Here is an 18,397-nt window from a genome sequence, read left to right as displayed (position 1 = left end):
TGGCGGCCTACCTGCAATGGCACCTGGAGCATTCGATTCGTTCGCTGCGTCACGTGGAGCGCGTGTGATGGGGGAGCGGAACCCGAAGACCCAGGGACCGCGCCCGGCGCCCGTGCGCCCGCCCGATCCCCACCCGAGCGGGGTGAAGCCGCCGGACATCCCGGCCGAGTTCCTGCCCCGGCACGTGGCCCTGGTCATGGACGGCGACGGCCGCTGGGCCACAAAGCGCGGGCTGCCCAGGACCGAGGGTCACAAGGAGGGCGAGTCATCGCTGCTCGACGTCATCATGGGCGCCATCGAGCTCGGCATTCCGTACCTGTCCGCCTACGCCTTCTCGACCGAGAACTGGCGGCGCTCGCCGGATGAAGTGCGCTTCCTGATGGGCTTTAACCGCGACGTCATTCACCGGCGTCGTGATCTGCTCAACGAGATGGGCGTCCGCATCCGGTGGGCGGGCCGGCGCCCCCGGCTCTGGCGCAGCGTCATCAGCGAACTGGAGTACGCCGAGCAGATGTCGGCCGGCAATTCCGTTCTGACGCTGCAATTCTGCGTTAACTACGGGGGCCGCGCGGAGATCGCCGACGCCGCGGCCGCCATCGCGGCCGATGTGGCGGCGGGAAAGCTTCGTCCGGAGAAGATTAACGAAAAGGTGTTCGCTCGCTACCTGGATGAGCCCGAGATTCCGGAAGTCGATCTTTTCGTCAGGTCATCCGGCGAGCAGCGCCTTTCGAACTTCCTCCTGTGGCAGTCCGCCTATGCCGAACTGGTCTTCCTCGACACCCTCTGGCCCGACTTCGACCGCCGCCACCTGTGGCACGCCTGCGAGATCTTCGCCAGCCGCGACCGAAGGTACGGCGGCGCCGAGCCCAACCCGGTCCCAGCCCTCTGACGCCCAGCCCCGAAACCCGGACGCCCCGCGCGGGGTGCGTACGCCCGCGGCCCCGCCAGGGGTCAGCTCGAACTAGGCGGACTCGCAACGCAGACGAACGTAGTTTCGCCTTACGAGAACTATCCGCAAACGCGCCTCGCGCCCGGACGGCGCGCGCCAGCTTTCCCGCAAACAATCCGTGTAACTGTGCGTAACTCTGCGGATACTGGGAACATTACTGCTGCCGGTGCGCCGGGACCGCATTTGTGAGACGAATCGGTCTTTGGCGTGCTCGCGAGCTTTCAGGGGACCAATGTCAACGGGGTTAATCAGGGGGATTTTAATGCGTCGCGCGGCAGTGGCTGTCATGGTCGGCGGGTACGCCTTCGGGGGAATCGGATCGGGGGTGGGGCCTCAGCACGTTATCTCCGATGTAACCCTCACCGCCGCCATCCGGCCGGTCGCGAAGAAAACGACTGCCGCACCCGCCGGACGGGCGCTACCGGCCATGAAAACGGTGCAGTTCCGCGGCTACCAGATCAAGGTCCCGGCCGGCTGGCCGGTGTACTCGCTGGATAAGGACCCCAGTCAATGCGTCCGCTACGACATTAACGCGGTTTATCTCGGCACCCCCGGCCCCAACCAGAACTGCCCACCGGGCCTGATCGGCCGGGCCGACACGCTGAGCATCGGCGCCCCGGCCGCCCCGGGCCAGCCGTCCACGCCGGTGCAGACCGATCAGCGGGCGCAGCCGGGGCCCAACCGGCTGACGCCGCACATGAACGTCGCGCCTGGCACGATCATGCAGAACGCGGCGCTGCACGAGTTCGCGCTCGCCACGCCGAACCCGGCCTTCTCCGTCACCGCGACCTACGGTTCCGATCCGGACGCGATGCTGCAGATGCTGACCAACCTGCGCCAGGCCATGTCCGGCCGGGCGGCGGCCGGCTCATCCGCCGGATCCGCCAAACCCACGGCCCCGGCCCAGCCGAACCGGCAGGCCAAGGCCACGGCCCCAGCCAACAAGCCCTCGAGCGCCGCCTCACAGCCGTCTCCGACGTCGACCCTGCCGCCGGGGCTCGTGGGCTGGTGGCCGTCCCCGCCCCCCTCGCCGGTCGGGCCGTCACCCACGCCCGCGCCCACGCCGCCGGCCAAGCCGTCGCCCGCGCCGCCCGTGGCCGCGACGTCCGGCACCCTGGCCGGCTTCGACACCTGCACCGCTCCCTCGCTGGCGACGATGAAGGCCTGGCGGGCCAAGTACTCCGCCACCGCCATCTACATCGGCGGCCAGGAAATGGCCTGCGACTACGGCAACCTGTCCGCGAGCTGGATCCAGGCCACCGAGGCCATGGGCTGGTCGCTGATGCCTACCTTCGTCGGGCTGCAGGCGCCGTGCGACAGCTTCAGCCAGGAGATAAACCCGTCGCAGGCCGCCTCGGAGGGGACCGCGGCCGCCAACCAGGCCGTGGCCGACGCGACCATGTTCCACCTGGGCCAGGGAACGCCGATCTACTACGACATGGAAGGCTACGACCACACGAAGGCGAGCTGCAGGAACGCGGTGCTCAGCTTCCTCGACGCCTGGACCAGGCAGCTGAACGCCAGTGGTTACGTGTCCGGGGTGTACTCCAGCGCGGATTCGGCAGCGATCGACCTGCAGACCAATACCACCCTGTCCGGCCGCGCGCTCGCCGAGCCGCAGGCGATGTGGTTCGCGCTCTGGGACAACGCCACCAACCTGACCGGATCGCCGTACCTGAACGCCACGGTCTGGTCGGCCTCGCAGCGGTCCAAGCAGTACGCGGGCGCGCACACGGTGACGGTCGGCGGGATCGCGCTGGACATAGACTCCGATCTGGTCAACAGCGCGGTGGCGCGCGGGTGACGAGCCCTCACCCATCCACACCAGGCCAATTCAGTTCGCTATCATCGCCCGGTGCTCCTAAGCTAGGGGCTCCGGCCGCGGATGACGCCAAGCAACTGACACCGCACCCGCGCCGGAATCACCACGGGGATCGCGCCCGTCGCGCCCGCCGACCGCCAGCCGGATGGAGACCTCTGATGGCCCTGCGCAGTGACCGCCTCGACGCCATTGTCAGCCTGAGCAAACGACGGGGGTTCGTCTACCCGTCCAGCGAGATCTACGGGGGCCTACGGGCTGCCTGGGACTACGGACCCCTCGGCGTGGAGCTGAAGAACAACATCAAGCGCCAGTGGTGGCGGACGATGGTGACCGAGCGCGACAACATCGTCGGCCTCGATTCGTCCGTGATCCTCGCCCGGGAGGTCTGGGAGGCCAGCGGCCACGTCGCCGAGTTCGTCGACCCGCTGACCGAGTGCCTGTCCTGCCACAAGCGGTACCGCGCCGACCAGCTGATCGAGGCCTACGAGGACAAGCACGGCCACGCCCCGGTCGGCGGCCTGGCCGAGATCAACTGCCCGAACTGCGGTACAAAGGGCGCCTTCACCGAACCGCGCATGTTCAACGGCCTGCTGAGCACCCACCTCGGCGCGACCGAAGACGAGTCCGGGCTCGCCTACCTTCGCCCGGAGACCGCGCAGGGCATCTTCATCAACTTCCGCAACGTGCTGCAGACCTCGCGCCGCAAGATCCCGTTCGGCATCGGCCAGATCGGCAAGTCGTTCCGCAACGAGATCACCCCGGGCAACTTCATCTTCCGCACCCGCGAGTTCGAGCAGATGGAGATGGAGTTCTTCGTCCGGCCGGGCGAGGACGAGAAGTGGCACGAGTACTGGCTCGAGCAGCGCTGGAACTGGTACCTCGACCTCGGGCTCAACCCGGACAACATGCGGCTGTACGAGCACCCGAAGGAGAAGCTGTCACACTACTCGAAGCGCACCGTCGACATCGAGTACCGCTTCAACTTCGGCGGCAGCGAGTTCTCCGAGCTCGAGGGCATCGCCAACCGCACCGACTTCGACCTGAGCACCCACTCGAAGCACTCGGGCCAGGACCTGTCGTACTTCGACCAGGCCAGCAACGAGCGGTTCACGCCGTACGTGGTCGAGCCCGCCGCCGGTGTCAACCGGTGCATGCTGGCGTTCCTGGTCGACGCGTACACCGAGGACGAGGCGCCGAACGCGAAGGGCGTCATGGAGAAGCGGGCGGTGCTCAAGCTCGACCGCCGGCTGGCCCCGGTCAAGGTCGCGGTGCTGCCGCTGTCCCGCAACACGGATCTCTCGCCGAAGGCCCGGGGGCTGGCCGACAGCCTGCGCAGGAGCTGGAACGTCGACTTCGACGACGCGCAGGCGATCGGCCGGCGGTACCGGCGCCAGGACGAGATCGGCACGCCGTTCTGCGTGACGGTCGACTTCGACACCCTCGAGGACAACGCGGTGACGGTGCGCGAGCGCGACTCGATGGCGCAGGAGCGGGTCTCGCTGGACCAGGTCGAGGGGTATCTGGCGGCGCGACTCATCGGCTGCTGAAGCAGGCGGAGGAATCGGGAACGATCAGCAGGGCTCTGCGTTCTGACGCAGAGCCCTGCTGCGTTGATGACCTGCGTCAATGACCTGCGCTAATGACCCGACGTCGGGCAGCGCGGCGACTTCGGACTCTCAGTCATCGCGGTCACTTTCCAGCGGCCGCCGCGATTGCCGGTGTTTCTGGCGAACGTCAGCGTCGTGTATGTGCCCGCAGTGCCCCGCTGCTGCACCGCCGCGCCGACGACGTGGGTGGCAGAGTTGCCGCGGTTCACGTTCTGCCAGTTCGCGCAGTACGACACGGTCCCCTTGCCGTCAGCGCCCGGCGCGCTGTAACTCACGTTGCTGACCACCAGCACACCCACTGGCTGCTCGCCGCGCTTCGCCCAGGCCGTCACCTCGCGCCGCACTGCCGCCAGGCCATCCCCGGACCAGTAAGCGGTCAGCAGCGGGTCGTTGGCGCCCGGCCCGTATTCGGCGTGCAGTTGGGAACGGATCGATTGCTGCACGGTGTAGAGGATCTGATGCTCCGTCCGATCGGCAGGCGCGGGATGCCGCAGCGCCAAGCCCATGGTCTCCGGCAGGGTGATCCGCTCGTCGTGCGGGGCGACGGCAGGGTTGGGCGAGATGTCGGGCGTCGGCGACGGGGCCGAGGAGCACGCGGCGAGCGCGAGCGGAGCCGCGGCCAGCATCAGCAGGCCGGTCACCACCGTTCCCCGCGCGAACCGCCGCGACGCCATGCTCACCTTCTTGCTCACACATGACACAGGACCCACGACAGTCGGTGCGTCCTGTCGTACCCACGGTAGTCGGACAAAGGCGTACGCGCCTGTCAGCCAGATATGACCGGTTTCCCGTTTAGACCCCGATTACGCGACGTCGAACACGCTCCACCGAACGCGCGCCGAACTGAAGCGAGCAATCACGCTTACTGCGACACCGCTTTTATTGTGAGGCGGTTCTTATTGTGAGGCAGTGCCAGGCGCCGCGGCCATCGCCGCGCCGACGATCCCCGCCTCGTTCATCAGCTTCGCTCCGACGATCTCGGCGCGCAGCTTCAGCAGCGGCACGAACTTGTCCGCGTGCTTGGCCACGCCGCCGCCGACGAGAATCAGTTCCGGGCTGAGCAGCTTCTCGACCAGGTCCAGGTACTCCTGCACCCGCTCGGCCCACTTGTCCCAGCTCAGCTCCTTCTCGGCGCGGATGCGCGCGGACGCCCGCAGTTCGGCGTCCTTGCCGTGCAGCTCGAGGTGGCCGAGCTCGGTGTTCGGCACCAGCTTCCCGTCGAGGAACAGCGCCGAACCGATGCCGGTGCCGAAGGTGAGCATCAGCACCACGCCGTCCCGGCCGCGCCCCGCCCCGTGCGCCATCTCGGCCACTCCAGCTGCGTCGGCGTCGTTGAGCACCCGTGGCGCGCCTGAGCCGCCGGTGTCAAGCACCTTGCCGAACAATGCCGCCGCGTCGACGCCTATCCAGCTGTGGTCCATGTTCGCCGCCGTATGCACGGTCCCGCGAATGACTACGCCGGGATACGTCACGCCGACCGGTCCGCTCCAGGAGAAATGCTTCGCGACCTCGCCGACCGTTTCCGCGACCGCCTCGGGCGTCGCCGGTTGCGGGGTCTCGATCCGGAAGCGCTCGGCCGCGAGTTCGCCGCTGTCCGAATCCACCGGGGCGCCCTTGACACCCGATCCGCCGATGTCGATACCAAGGATCTGCACGCCAGGCCCCTCTCTCGCGATGCCGCGGACGGCTCGAGCGGCTCCTACCCTCCGCGCACCCGCCCGGAACCCACTATCGATCAAGACGCTTCGAGGCGGCCGGGTCGGCCTCCTCGAAGTGTTGATCAACCACCCGAATCGTCCAGCTCAGCGCCTTCGGGCACGGTGTCGTCGTCGCGGTTGTCCAGCCAGCCGTACGGCAGCACCACCCGGGCGGGGGCATTGGTGCGCCCGCGCGGCTGGCCGAGGTTCGCGGCCGGGAACGGCTCGGCCGGGTCCAGCCGGGCCAGCAGATCGTCCAGCTCGGCCATCGACGAGGCCATGGCCAGCGAGCGGCGCAGCTCGGCGCCGACCGGGAAACCCTTGAGGTACCAGGCGACGTGCTTGCGGAAGCCGGTCACACCCTCGCGCTCATCCTCCAGCCACCGGCACAGCAGCTCGGCGTGCCGGCGCATCACGGACGCGACCTCGCCCAGGTTCGGCATCCGGCGGGTCGGGTCGCCTCGGAACGCGGCGGCCAGATCCGCGAACAGCCACGGCCGGCCGAGGCAGCCGCGGCCCACCACGACCCCGTCGCAACCGGTCTCGCGCATCATCCGCAGCGCGTCGTCCGCCTCCCAGATGTCCCCGTTGCCGAGGACCGGGATGTCGAGCGCCTGCTTGAGGTGGTAGATCGACTCCCAGTCGGCCTCGCCGGAGTAGCGCTGCTCCCCGGTGCGCGCGTGCAGGGCGACCGCCGCGACCCCCTCCTCCTGGGCGATGCGGCCGGCCTCGAGGTAGGTGAGGTGGTCGTCGTCGATGCCCTTGCGCATCTTGATCGTCACCGGCACCCCCGCCGCCGCGGCCGGCTCGACCAGCGCGCGCAGGATCTGCCGGAACAGGGATCGCTTCCACGGCAGAGCCGACCCGCCGCCGCGCCGGGTCACCTTGCGCACGCTGCACCCGAAGTTGGCGTCGATGTGGTCCGCGCGCCCCTCGTCGACGATCATCTCGACCGCCTTGCGCACCGTCGCCGGGTCCACCCCGTAAAGCTGGAGGCTGCGCGGATTCTCCCGCTCGCCGAACTCGATCATGCGGAAGGTCTTCGGATTGCGGGCGACCAGCGCCTGCGTGGTGATCATCTCGCACACGTAGACCGCCGCGCCCTGCTCCCGGCACAGCTCGCGGAACGCCACGTTGGTGATCCCGGCCATGGGCGCGAGCACCACCGGCGGGTCCACCGGATAGGGGCCGAAGGCCAGCGTCGCGCTCATCGTCCAAGGATCCCATACCGAACCCGGAGCGCGGTCCGATCCGAGCGCGTTCCCGGAGCCGGGCGAATTATGTCGCGGACATCAGTGGCCTGCTGCTAACGTTTCCGCGGAATCGAGGGGAACATCCGCGCACACGGCGTGGAACGAAGGGAAACAGGAGGGGGCCACCGGTGGCGACGAAGCTCAACCAGATCATCGCGGTGGAGAAGGGCGTCAAGAGCAAGTCCTTCCAGGAGCTGACCGAGGCGCATCACGCCGTGCAGAAGGCGGTACTGCTGTCCGGCATCTCGCGCACGTACCAGGCGAAGGACGAGGAGGGCGAGCAGCTGCCGCCCGAGTCCACGCGCGTGCAGGTCAAGGCCGAGGAGGTGCTGCGGCGCACCGCCGCGACACTGACCCGCCTGTTCGACGTCACCGCGACCAAGGATTGGGCCAACTGCGTCGCAAAGGCGGACGTGACCGTGGACGGGCGCACCCTGGTCAAGGACGCGCCGGTCAGCTACCTGCTGTTCCTGGAGAAGCAGCTCACCGACCTGCACACCTTCGTCAAGAAGCTGCCGGTGCTGGACGCCGCCGAGGCCTGGTCGCACGACCCGTCGACCGACGCGTGGAAGACCGAGCCGGTCAAGACGATCAAGACCAAGAAGGTCCCGCGCAACCACGTGAAGGCCGAGGCCACCGAGAAGCACCCGGCGCAGGTCGAGGTGTACTACGAGGACATCCCGGTCGGGTACTGGACGACCGTGAAGTTCTCCGGCGCGCTGCCGGCCGTGCGGATCAACGAGCTGCTGGAGCGGGTGGAGTCGCTTCAGGCGGCGGTCAAGTTCGCGCGCGAGGAGGCCAACGGCACCGCCGTCACCGACCAGCACGTCGGTGACGCAGTATTCGGCTACCTGTTCGGGTAGCCCCATGAGTTCCCTCCCGCGCGAGCGGGAGGGATGCGCGAGGAGCGCAAGCTGAAGCTGAAGCTGAAGCTGACCCACGAGGTGAAAAGTGCGGGCTCGAATCCCGCCCCCGGCACTCGGGCCGGGGTAGCCCAACTGGCAGAGGCAGCCTCGATCAATCTCAGACTCTCGCTCCAGACTCAGTATTCGCCGCCGAGCACCAGATCGACCGAGTGCAGACTGACAACGCTGGGTTGCGGGTTCGACCCCCGCGCGGACCGCTCGTGGTCTGCTAGCTCAATAGGCAGAGCACAGCGTGATGACGATGATCGGCACTCTTCAAACGTGCTGGTGCACAGCAATTGGGCGGCATCAACAGAGGCCGGGGGCAGGCTACGCCCCCGGCCTCGCCGCGTCGGCCCCGTTGCGTCGACCCTGTCGCGTGTCGCCCTGCTCGCCCTGTTCGGACAATTTTTCGGCGATTTATCCACAGGGTGGTCCCCCTCACACTGACAGCCTTGTAACCGGCCGGTAGTGTCCTTGACGTCAGGAGTTAGGCGTCGCACGTGCGGTCGACGTCTTTTTCACATTGCACGCGTTTGAGCTTCAGGGAGCCTCACGTGCCGACCGACGCCACCACCGCGACGGACGCCGCCCTCAACGGCGGGACGAAATTCGTTTACGACTTCATTGAAGGCAACAAGGACCTTAAGGACCTGCTCGGCGGAAAAGGTGCGAACCTCGCCGAGATGACCAACCTGGGGCTGCCGGTGCCCCCGGGGTTCACCCTCACCACCGAGGCCTGCCGCGCCTACCTCACCACCGGCTCGGAGCCGGAGGGACTGCGCGCGGAGGTTTCCGCACACCTGGCCTCGCTCGAGGAGCGGATGGGGCGCAAGCTCGGCGCGCCCGACGACCCGCTGCTGGTCTCGGTCCGGTCCGGGGCCAAGTTCTCCATGCCGGGCATGATGGAGACGGTGCTGAACATCGGGCTGTCCGACGACTCGGTCGGCGGCCTGGCGGCGGTCTCCGGGGACGAGCGCTTCGCCTGGGACTCGTACCGCCGGCTGATCCAGATGTTCGGCAAGACCGTCCTGGACATCGGCGGCGAACACTTCGAGGAGGCGCTCGAGGCGGCCAAGAAGGCCAAGGGCATCGCCAACGACCTCGGCCTCGACGCCGACGACCTGCGCGACCTGGTCGAGACGTACAAGCAGGTCGTGCGCGACCAGGCGGACCGGGAGTTCCCGCAGGACCCGCGCGAGCAGATGGACCTGGCGATCCGGGCCGTCTTCGAGTCCTGGAACACCGGGCGCGCCAAGCTCTACCGCCGCCAGGAGCGCATCCCGCACGACCTGGGCACCGCCGTCAACATCTGCTCCATGGTGTTCGGCAACCTCGGCCCCGACTCGGGCACCGGCGTCGCCTTCACCCGCGACCCGGCGAGCGGCTCCCAGGGCGTGTACGGCGACTATCTGGCCAACGCGCAGGGCGAGGACGTCGTCGCCGGCATCCGCAACACCGTGCCGCTGCAGGAGCTGGAGCAGATCGACCCGGCCTCTTACGCCGAGCTGATGCGGATCATGGCCACGCTCGAGGGCCACTACAAGGATCTGTGCGACATCGAGTTCACCATCGAGCGCGGCAAGCTGTGGATGCTGCAGACGCGCGTCGGCAAGCGCACTGCGGCGGCCGCGTTCCTCATCGCGTCGAGCCTGGTGGACGAGGGTATGATCAGCGCGGACGAGGCGCTGACCCGGGTGACCGGCAACCAGCTGGCGCAGCTGATGTTCCCTCAGTTCGACACCCGGGGCGACCACAAGCGCATCACCACCGGCATGAACGCCTCGCCCGGCGCGGCGGTCGGCAAGGCCGTGTTCGACTCCTACACCGCGATCAAGTGGTCGCGCACCGGCGAGCGGGTCATCCTGATCCGCCGCGAGACCAACCCGGACGACCTGGGCGGCATGGTCGCCGCGCAGGGCATCCTGACCTCCCGCGGCGGCAAGACCTCGCACGCCGCCGTGGTCGCCCGCGGCATGGGCAAGACCTGCGTGTGCGGCGCCGAGGAACTGGACGTCGACACCAAGAGCCGCCGGATGACCGCCCCGGGCGGTGTCGTGGTCGAGGAGGGCGACCTCCTTTCGATCGACGGGACCTCGGGCGCGGTGTACCTCGGCGAGATCCCCGTGCAGCCCTCGCCAGTGGTCGAGTACTTCGAGGGACGGCTCGGCCCCGACTCCCCGTACGCCGCTCCGCTGGTCAAGGCCGTGCACCGGATCATGAACTGGGCGGACGAGCGGCGTGCGCTGTACATCCGGGCCAACGCCGACAACCCGGACGACGCCGCCCGGGCGCGGCGGTTCGGTGCACAGGGCATCGGCCTGTGCCGCACCGAGCACATGTTCCTCGGCGAGCGGCGCACCCTGGTCGAGCGCCTCATCCTGGCCGAGGACGAGTCCGAGCGGAGCAAGGTGCTCGACGAGCTGCTGCCGATGCAGCGCGACGACTTCGTGGCGATCCTGACCGCGATGGGCGGGCTGCCGGTCACCGTGCGGCTGCTCGACCCGCCGCTGCACGAGTTCCTGCCCGACCTGACCGAGCTGTCGGTGCGCGTCGCGGTGGCCGAGGCGCGCGGCGAGAAGGCCGAGAACGACCTGCGACTGTTGCAGGCGGTGCACAAGCTGCACGAGGCCAACCCGATGCTCGGCCTGCGGGGGGTGCGGCTCGGCCTGGTCGTGCCCGGCCTGTTCATCATGCAGGTCAAGGCCCTGTCGGAGGCGGCCGCGCAGGTCGCCAAGGCCGGCGGGGTGGCCCGGATCGAGGTCATGGTGCCGCTGGTCGGCGCGGTGCAGGAGCTGGAGATCATCCGTGACGAGGCCCGCGCGGTGCTGGACGACGTGCGCGAGCGCACCGGCGCCGACATCAGGGCGCTGATCGGCACGATGATCGAGCTGCCCCGCGCGGCGCTGACCGCCGGGCAGATCGCCGAGGCCGCCGAGTTCTTCTCGTTCGGCACCAACGACCTGACCCAGACCACGTGGGGCTTCAGCCGGGACGACGTGGAGGCGGCGTTCTTCAGCGCCTACCTGGACAAGGGCATCTTCGGCGTCTCCCCGTTCGAGACCCTGGACCTCGACGGCGTCGGCCGGCTGGTCCAGATCGCGACCGAGGAGGGCAAGGCCGCCCGCCCGACCCTCAAGCTGGGGGTGTGCGGCGAGCACGGCGGCGACCCCGAATCCGTCCACTTCTTCCACCGCGTCGGGCTGGACTACGTGTCCTGCTCGCCGTTCCGGGTGCCGATCGCGCGCCTGGAGGCCGGGCGCGCCTCAGTGCTCTCGCCGCGCAAGGGCTGACGGACGCGGTTCAGCGACAGACGTCGCAGTGGGCTGACGGGACGCGGACCCGTCCCGTCAGCTCAGCCGCTTCGCGTACGCGACCGAGAGCTCCATGCCGACCCACGGCGGGTAAGTCGGGATCTCGGTGTATCCGCTGCGCTCGTACACGCGCCGGGCCTCGGGCTGCCGCACGCCCGTCTCCAGATAGATCTGCGGCGCGCCGAGCTCCCGCGCCAGCTTCTCGGCCGCCTCCAGCAGCGCGTTCGCCACTCCCGTCCCGCGCGCCGCCGGGTCCACGTACATCCGCTTGAGCTCGATGCCTTCGAGCCCTGACTCGCGATTGCGCTGAAGCGCGCAGCAGCCCACGGCCGTGCCGTCCCGGCGCGCGAGCAGGAACCTGACGCCGGGTTTGATCTCCGCCTCGAACTCCTCCCAGGACACCTCGAATTCCCAGTACCGCAGTGAGAGGTCCTTGAAGTACGCGGTCAGCAACTCGGCCAGGTCCCCGTCGTCGGTCGGCACCGACGCCACGTCGATTGCGATCATGCGGTTACGCTAGCGGCTCCCCGTTGCGGAAAAGTAACACTCGGAAGCCTTCATGGCAGATTACGGATGGTAGGCCGAGGCCGCGAGCGGCGTCTCGAGCGCCGGACGAGGCGTCTGCTACGCCGCCTGACCTCGACCGTCTACCGTGGGTGTCATGGCACAGGTCCAGATCACGCCGGGATACGGCGAGGCCGATATCGAGCGGTACGCGGTCGAGCCGGTCAGCGACCTCAAGCGCACCGGAGGCGAACGCACCCCCTTCCAACGCGACCGCGCCCGCGTCCTGCACAGCCTCGCGCTGCGCCGCCTGGCCGGGAAGACGCAGGTCGTGGCGCCCGGCGAGTCCGACTTCCCGCGCACCCGGCTGACCCACTCCCTGGAGGTCGCGCAGATCGGCCGGGAACTGGCCGGCTCCCTCGGTGCCGATCCGGACCTGGTGGAGGCCGCCTGTCTTGCGCACGACCTGGGCCATCCGCCGTTCGGCCACACCGGCGAGGACGCGCTGGACTCGGTGACCGGCCACATCGGCGGCTTCGAGGGCAACGCGCAGAACCTGCGCATCCTCACCCGCCTCGAGGCCAAGGTGATCCGGCCGGACGGCCGGTCCGCCGGGCTCAATCCGACCCGGGCGCTGCTCGACGCGGTCACCAAGTACCCCTGGCCGCGCCGCCCCGGCGTCCGCAAGTTCGGCCACTACACCGACGACCACACGGTCTTCGCCTGGACCCGGATCGGCGCCCCGGCCGGGGCGGGCAAGTGCTTCGAGGCCCAGCTCATGGACTGGTCCGACGACGTGGCCTACTCGGTGCACGACCTGGAGGACGCGATCCACGCCGGGCACCTGGACCCGAAAGTGCTGCACGTGCCCGACGAGCGCGAAGCCCTGTTCGAGCGGGCTCGCGGCTACGCCCCCGACGCCGACGCCGGGGAACTGGCCGAGGCGCTGGATCGGCTGCTGGCGGTCGAGTGGTGGCCGGACGACTACGACCGCAGCTTCAACGCGCAGGCTCGGCTCAAGCGCGCGGCCAGCGAACTGATCGGCCGGTTCTGCCTCGCCGTGGCACGTGATACCCGGGACACGTACGGCCCGGGGCCGCACACCCGGTACGGCGCCGAACTGATCGTTCCGAGGCCCATCCGTCTGGAGAACGCCGTCCTCAAGGCCGTGACCGCGCGCTACGTGATGGAGACCGAGCGGGCGCTCGCGCTGCGGGCCCGCCAGTCGGACTTGATCCGGGAGTTGGTCGCGCTGTTGGCCGACCGCCCCGACCGGCTGGAGCCGGCGTTCCACACGTGGTGGTCCGAAGCCCCCGACGATGCCGCCCGGCTGCGCGTCGCGGTCGACCAGATCGCCTCGATCACTGACGCCGCCGCGCAGCGCCTGTATCACGAGTTGCGCGACGCCTGAGCCGTTGCCTGACCCGCCTAGCCCGCCCGAGCCCGCGTGAACCCCCTACCTTTTCAAGCGTGACCGTCAGTCCCGCCGCGTAGGATCTGGCCCATGGCCGGGCGCATTCGGGATGAGGACGTCAAAGCAGTCCGCGACGCCTCAGGAGTCGCCGACGTCATCGGTGAGCACATCCAACTGCGCTCCGCGGGCGGCGGGAACCTCAAGGGCCTGTGCCCGTTCCATGAGGAGAAGTCCCCGTCCTTCAACGTCACCCCGGCCCGCGGCCTGTGGCACTGCTTCGGCTGCAGCGAGGGCGGCGACGTCATCTCGTTCGTCATGAAGCTCGACCATCTCTCCTTCAACGAGGCGGTCGAGCAACTGGCCAAGCGGTCCCGGATCGAGCTGCGCTACGCCGAGGGCGGTTACACCAAGCGCACCGAGACCAGCGAGCGCGCCCGCCTGCTCGAAGCCCACCGCGCCGCCGCCGACTTCTACCGCGAACAACTGGCCTCGCCGGGCGCCCGGCACGGCCGCGAGTTCCTTACCCAGCGGAACTTCGACGCCACCGCCCTCGAACGGTTTGGCGTCGGCTATGCCCCGGCCGGCTGGGATGTACTCGTACGACACCTGCGCGGGCGCGGCTTCACCGACAAGGAGCTGATGACCGCCGGCCTGGCCTCGGAGGGGCGGCGCGGCCCGATCGACCGCTTCCGCGACCGTCTCGTCTGGCCGATCGCGGACCTCGGCGGCGAGGTGATCGGCTTCGGCGCGCGCCGCCTGAACGATGACAAAGACTCTCCCAAATACCTGAACACGCCCGAAACCCCCCTCTACAAGAAGTCCTCCGTGCTCTACGGCCTCGATCTGGCGCGCAAGGACATCGCGAAGCTGCAGCGGGCCGTGGTGGTCGAGGGCTATACCGACGTCATGGCCTGCCATCTGGCCGGGGAGACCACCGCGATCGCCACCTGCGGCACCGCGTTCGGCGAGGAGCACATCAAGATCCTGCGACGGCTGCTGGCGGACCGCAACCAGTACCTCGGCTACGAGGTCGTGTTCACCTTCGACGGCGATTCGGCCGGGCAGAAGGCGGCGCTGCGGGCCTTCATGGAGGACCAGCGTTGGGTCACGCAGACCTTCGTCGCGGTGCAGCCGGACGGGATGGACCCGTGCGAGCTGCGGATCGCGCGTGGCGACGCCGCCGTCAGTGACCTGATCTCGGCCCGGATCCCGTTGTTCGAGTTCGTCATCCGCTCCCGCCTCAACGAATTCAACCTCGAGACCCCCGAGGGCCGGGTGCGTGCGCTGCGCGCCACCGCGCCGATCGTCGCCTCCATCCACGACCCCGCGCTGCGCCCCGAGTACGGCCGTCGGCTGGCCGGCTGGCTCGGCGTCGACGATGACCGGATCGTGGCTGCGGAGGTGCGCCGCGCCGCGCCCGGCCGCGCCTCGTCCGCCGCGGCCCCCGCTCCCAAAACGCCGACCAGCGGCCCCCGTCCCGAGCCCTCGGACTCGCCTGCTCGCCGTCAGCGCGAGGCTCTGAAGATCGCGCTCCAGTGCCCGAGGCTGGCCACTCCGTTCTTCGACGAACTGGGGGAGGAGGAGTTCACCCACGCCGAATACACGGCCGTGCGCTCCGCTATAGCAGCGGCGGGCGGTGTCGCGGCCGCGGTCGAGGATCCTCTGCGCTGGCTCGGCGAAGTGACCGCCGTGGCCGCGGACGACAGCGTGCGCACCTTGATCAACCGGCTCGCGGTCGAACCGCCGCTGGTGCGCGAGCCGGGCAAGGGACGGCAGGCCGTGGACGCGCGCTACGTGCTCACCGTCCTCACGCAAGTACGCATCGACGCCGTGGAGCGGCACAGGACGAGCCTGTTCTCACGGTTGAAGCGGCTTGATCCAAACGTCCACGCGCAGGAGTACCTCGCCGCGTCCACCGAGCTGAACGAGGTGGCCAAGTACCTCGCCGGCCTGCGTGGCCGCGTCGATCAGTGAATTGATCATCGTGCGGATCGCCTGGCCGCGCCGACGGATCGGCGGGTTTCCGCAACCCTCTGGAGTGCGTGTGGCGAGTGACTGCCAATTCCGCGATTCCTAGAACTTCCTGGCCTCGGGAGGCGCGAAAAGCCGCGCGCCGGGGTAGGGGGGAGTCGTGGACTTCCACTCGGGTGGAATCGACTGCGGCGTCGGGTCCGGCGGCGTCGTGTTGCACAGGCAGCCGGTGACGACCGGGAACTCGGGCACCGTACGGGACAAGGAAGTTCCGCGCGGCCCTGGCCGTACCGGCCGGTGAAGTGGACGGAGTTCGTATGGACGGCGCCCTCGCACGTGTCATCGTCGAACCCACGCCGGGTGCGGTGGAGCAGGCTGGCCCGCCGCGCCCCGAGCGGTTCCTCTCCGTGGTTGCCACCCCGCGCGATGCCGAGGAGGATGGTCCAGACGCCCTGCCGGACGACGCGCCGCGGCTGGCCCGGGTGATGTCGCTGCCTCTGACGAGAGACGCGGTGGAGGACGGCGCAGACGTGCAACAGGCGCAACAGCAGGTGGCGGACCCGCCGTCAGCGACGCGCGGCCGTGACCCCAGGGAGCCCGACCCGGAGGAGCTGGCCGAGACCGAGGCGGAGCAGGAGCCGTCCCCGCAGGAGCAGGAGGCCGCCGACGCCCACGTGGCGGCATGGGCCGACTCGGCGGGACCGGCCGGCGACCTCTTCCGGCAGTATCTGCGCGAAATCGGCCGCATCCCGCTGCTCACCGCGGTGGAAGAGGTGGAGCTGGCCCGCGCCGTCGAGGCCGGACTGTTCGCCGACGAGAAGCTGCTGCACACCTTCGACCTCAAGCCGGAGGACCGGCGCGACCTGCACGTGCTGGTCCTGCGCGGCCAGGCCGCCAAGCGCAAGCTGATCGAGGCGAACCTGAGACTGGTGGTCTCGATCGCCAAGCGCTACATCGGCCGCGGCATGTCCATCCTGGATCTCGTACAAGAGGGGAACCTCGGCCTCATCCGCGCGGTCGAGAAGTTCGACTACGCCCGCGGCTACAAGTTCTCCACGTACGCGACGTGGTGGATCCGCCAGGCGATGAGCCGCGCATTGGCCGACCAAGCGCGCACCATCCGCGTCCCGGTCCACGTGGTCGAGCTGATGAACCGCGTAGTACGGCTGCAGCGCGCACTCCTGCAGGCGAACTCGATCGAGCCGACCCCGGAACAGATCGCCGACGTGCTCGGAGTGCCCGAAGAGCGCGTCGTCGAGGTCCTGCGCCTGGCCCAGGAACCGGTCTCCCTCCACGCGCCCGTAGGCGAAGAGGACGACGTGGCGCTCGGCGACCTGATCGAAGACGCAGACGCGGTGTCCCCAGCGGACTCGGTCGCCGTGATGATGCTGCGCGAGCACCTCGACACCCTGCTCTCGACGCTCGGCGAGCGGGAGAAAAGGGTAGTGCAGCTGCGCTACGGACTGACCGACGGCGAGCCCCACACCCTCGAGGAAATCGGCCGCACCTTCGGCGTCACCCGCGAGCGCATCCGCCAGATCGAGGCCAAGACGCTGGCGAAGTTGCGGGGCCACTCCTACGCCGACCAGCTCAAGGACTACCTGCGCTGACGCTGAAAAACGACGCCCGGCCGCTAGCCTTCTGCGCTGACGTTCGAGCTGACCTCCGTCCGCCAGCCTTCTGCCCTGACGTTGAAGCTGACGCCCGGGCTGCCAGCTTCCGCTCTTAGTTTCGCCACCGCGCCCCGATTCCGCGCGCTATTTACGAGCCGCAATGCAACCCAACGCAATGCAACGGGGCGGTAGCGCCGCCAAATCGACGCTCCGCCCCGCCATACCCCGCCGCTCATGCCCCAGGACTATGAGCCCTCTTGCAACCTCACAGCCCTCGATCGTCGGACGTCCCGCCGTCACCGTCGTGCATCGAGTGGTGCATGACACCGTTAAACCGGTCGGTAAAGCGGTGCGCAACGGTTGAGCTGGCGTGCTTGACCTGGTGGGCGGCAGTCGTGCCTGCGGACTTCGCGGCATGCGTGGCACGGTCGCTCGCAGTCGAAGCGGTACTGCGGATCTTGGGGTTGCGGGCCATAGCAGACGCGCCCGCACGAACACGGTCGTAGAGGGCGTGCCCGATCCGGCTGCCCACGAGCAACCCGATCAAGGCCCCGCCGACAAAGCTGGCCTTGGCTTTCATCTCGCACTCCCCAACGACGGACGGACCAGTTCGATCCGGATACCGGATGTCGGATGCCGGAACGATGGGGCACGCACGGCGCCCCTCCTAGCCGCGACTACCCGCGTGCGCCCTCAGCTAACCGGTTTGACCTGGCAGGTTACCCCAATCGGCCGAGACCGGGAACAACACCTCGCGTCCGACGTCGCACCCGTGTCCGCACCGCACCGCCGCCGCGGCCCGCCCACCACGCGCAATCCCAGAGTCGCGGACTCACGGGACCCACTCAAGAAGGTTCAAGAAGGTAGGGCCGCATGACCCCACTCCGCCCCGCCCGTCACGCAAGCGCCGTCCGCACGACCCCGCTCTCCCCGCTCGTCACGCCAAGCGCGCATCCGCATGACCCCACTCTGCTCGCTCCGCCCCGGCCTGCCCCACCCTCACTTACCGAGTGGCGGAGCACCCCCCTGGATGCGCTAATGTTGGTCTCCGCAGGGCCGCCGCCCGACCAGGCGAAAGCCCGTGCGACAGTACCGATCCCGCATAGCTCAACTGGCAGAGCAGCCGGCTGTTAACCGGCAGGTTATAGGTTCGAGTCCTATTGCGGGAGCGCACAGCAACGTCTCCGCGCCTCCGGCCCGGGGACGTTTTGTGTATCCGGCGGAAATGGTTGATACCGGGTCGAACCGGGCACAAGCCCTCCGTCGGGAACCCGGGGCGGTAGCTCAGCCGGTTAGAGCAGAGGACTCATAATCCTTGGGTCGTGGGTTCGAGTCCCACCCGCCCTAC

General features: G+C 69.0%; 14 protein-coding genes and 2 tRNA genes. 10 read left to right on the top strand and 6 right to left on the bottom strand.

The window, feature by feature from the left end:
• The first annotated feature begins 67 nt into the window (after positions 1-67).
• From VGZ32_RS15755 to VGZ32_RS15745, 3 genes are all read left to right on the top strand, one after another.
• On the top strand, positions 68-889 hold the full coding sequence (locus VGZ32_RS15755) for an isoprenyl transferase (RefSeq protein WP_326886791.1): 822 nt from the start codon (positions 68-70) through the stop codon (positions 887-889).
• A 487-nt stretch (positions 890-1,376) separates the two neighbouring features.
• Positions 1,377-2,753: a glycoside hydrolase domain-containing protein gene (locus VGZ32_RS15750; RefSeq protein WP_326886790.1), complete on the top strand. Its 1,377-nt coding sequence runs from the start codon at positions 1,377-1,379 to the stop codon at positions 2,751-2,753.
• A gap of 176 nt (positions 2,754-2,929) precedes the next feature.
• On the top strand, positions 2,930-4,318 hold the full coding sequence (locus VGZ32_RS15745; RefSeq protein WP_326886789.1) for a glycine--tRNA ligase: 1,389 nt from the start codon (positions 2,930-2,932) through the stop codon (positions 4,316-4,318).
• Between the two features lie 89 nt (positions 4,319-4,407).
• Here VGZ32_RS15745 and VGZ32_RS15740 read toward each other — a convergent pair whose 3' ends face one another.
• The 3 genes from VGZ32_RS15740 to dusB form a co-directional block, all read right to left on the bottom strand.
• The gene (locus VGZ32_RS15740; RefSeq protein ID WP_326886788.1) at positions 4,408-5,019 is read right to left on the bottom strand and encodes a hypothetical protein; all 612 of its coding nucleotides are present in this window, start codon (positions 5,017-5,019) and stop codon (positions 4,408-4,410) included.
• 255 nt (positions 5,020-5,274) lie between these two features.
• The gene (ppgK, locus tag VGZ32_RS15735; RefSeq protein ID WP_326886787.1) at positions 5,275-6,033 is read right to left on the bottom strand and encodes a polyphosphate--glucose phosphotransferase; all 759 of its coding nucleotides are present in this window, start codon (positions 6,031-6,033) and stop codon (positions 5,275-5,277) included.
• Between the two features lie 125 nt (positions 6,034-6,158).
• Positions 6,159-7,286, bottom strand: coding sequence for a tRNA dihydrouridine synthase DusB (gene dusB / locus VGZ32_RS15730; protein WP_326886786.1), 1,128 nt, complete (start codon positions 7,284-7,286; stop codon positions 6,159-6,161).
• Positions 7,287-7,456: 170 nt separating this feature from the next.
• On the opposite strand from dusB, the gene VGZ32_RS15725 reads away from it, so the two are divergent.
• Together VGZ32_RS15725 and ppdK are read left to right on the top strand one after the other, a co-directional pair.
• A complete protein-coding gene (locus tag VGZ32_RS15725; RefSeq protein ID WP_326886785.1) occupies positions 7,457-8,191 on the top strand; it encodes a hypothetical protein in 735 nt (244 codons plus the stop codon).
• Between the two features lie 599 nt (positions 8,192-8,790).
• Positions 8,791-11,526 carry a pyruvate, phosphate dikinase gene (ppdK, locus tag VGZ32_RS15720; protein ID WP_326886784.1) on the top strand — a complete coding sequence of 912 codons (2,736 nt, stop codon included), beginning with the start codon at positions 8,791-8,793 and terminating at the stop codon, positions 11,524-11,526.
• 57 nt (positions 11,527-11,583) lie between these two features.
• Here the strand turns inward: ppdK and VGZ32_RS15715 are convergent, their stop codons facing one another.
• On the bottom strand, positions 11,584-12,054 hold the full coding sequence (locus VGZ32_RS15715) for a GNAT family N-acetyltransferase (protein WP_326886783.1): 471 nt from the start codon (positions 12,052-12,054) through the stop codon (positions 11,584-11,586).
• 154 nt (positions 12,055-12,208) lie between these two features.
• Here VGZ32_RS15715 and VGZ32_RS15710 point away from each other — a divergent pair, with 154 nt between their 5' ends.
• Entirely contained in the window at positions 12,209-13,462 is a 1,254-nt protein-coding gene (locus VGZ32_RS15710; protein WP_326886782.1) for a deoxyguanosinetriphosphate triphosphohydrolase, read from the top strand.
• 93 nt (positions 13,463-13,555) lie between these two features.
• Positions 13,556-15,439, top strand: a complete 1,884-nt coding sequence (gene dnaG, locus VGZ32_RS15705) for a DNA primase (RefSeq protein WP_326886781.1) — start codon at positions 13,556-13,558, stop codon at positions 15,437-15,439.
• A gap of 99 nt (positions 15,440-15,538) precedes the next feature.
• Here the strand turns inward: dnaG and VGZ32_RS15700 are convergent, their stop codons facing one another.
• The gene (locus tag VGZ32_RS15700) at positions 15,539-15,700 is read right to left on the bottom strand and encodes a hypothetical protein (RefSeq protein ID WP_326886780.1); all 162 of its coding nucleotides are present in this window, start codon (positions 15,698-15,700) and stop codon (positions 15,539-15,541) included.
• Between the two features lie 221 nt (positions 15,701-15,921).
• Between VGZ32_RS15700 and VGZ32_RS15695 the strand changes: the two genes are divergently transcribed.
• The gene (locus tag VGZ32_RS15695) at positions 15,922-17,046 is read left to right on the top strand and encodes an RNA polymerase sigma factor (protein WP_414642549.1); all 1,125 of its coding nucleotides are present in this window, start codon (positions 15,922-15,924) and stop codon (positions 17,044-17,046) included.
• A gap of 268 nt (positions 17,047-17,314) precedes the next feature.
• Here VGZ32_RS15695 and VGZ32_RS15690 read toward each other — a convergent pair whose 3' ends face one another.
• Positions 17,315-17,629: a hypothetical protein gene (locus VGZ32_RS15690; RefSeq protein WP_326886778.1), complete on the bottom strand. Its 315-nt coding sequence runs from the start codon at positions 17,627-17,629 to the stop codon at positions 17,315-17,317.
• A gap of 516 nt (positions 17,630-18,145) precedes the next feature.
• Between VGZ32_RS15690 and VGZ32_RS15685 the strand changes: the two genes are divergently transcribed.
• Positions 18,146-18,218: transfer RNA gene (locus VGZ32_RS15685), tRNA-Asn, on the top strand.
• A 104-nt stretch (positions 18,219-18,322) separates the two neighbouring features.
• Positions 18,323-18,396 (top strand) — tRNA-Ile (locus tag VGZ32_RS15680).
• Position 18,397: the final 1 nt, after the last annotated feature.

The organism is Actinocrinis sp. (assembly GCF_035938995.1).
Lineage (GTDB): Bacteria > Actinomycetota > Actinomycetes > Streptomycetales > Catenulisporaceae > DASZGI01.
Note: the sequence above shows the minus strand (reverse complement) of the source record. Positions and strands in the feature narration are given on the sequence as shown.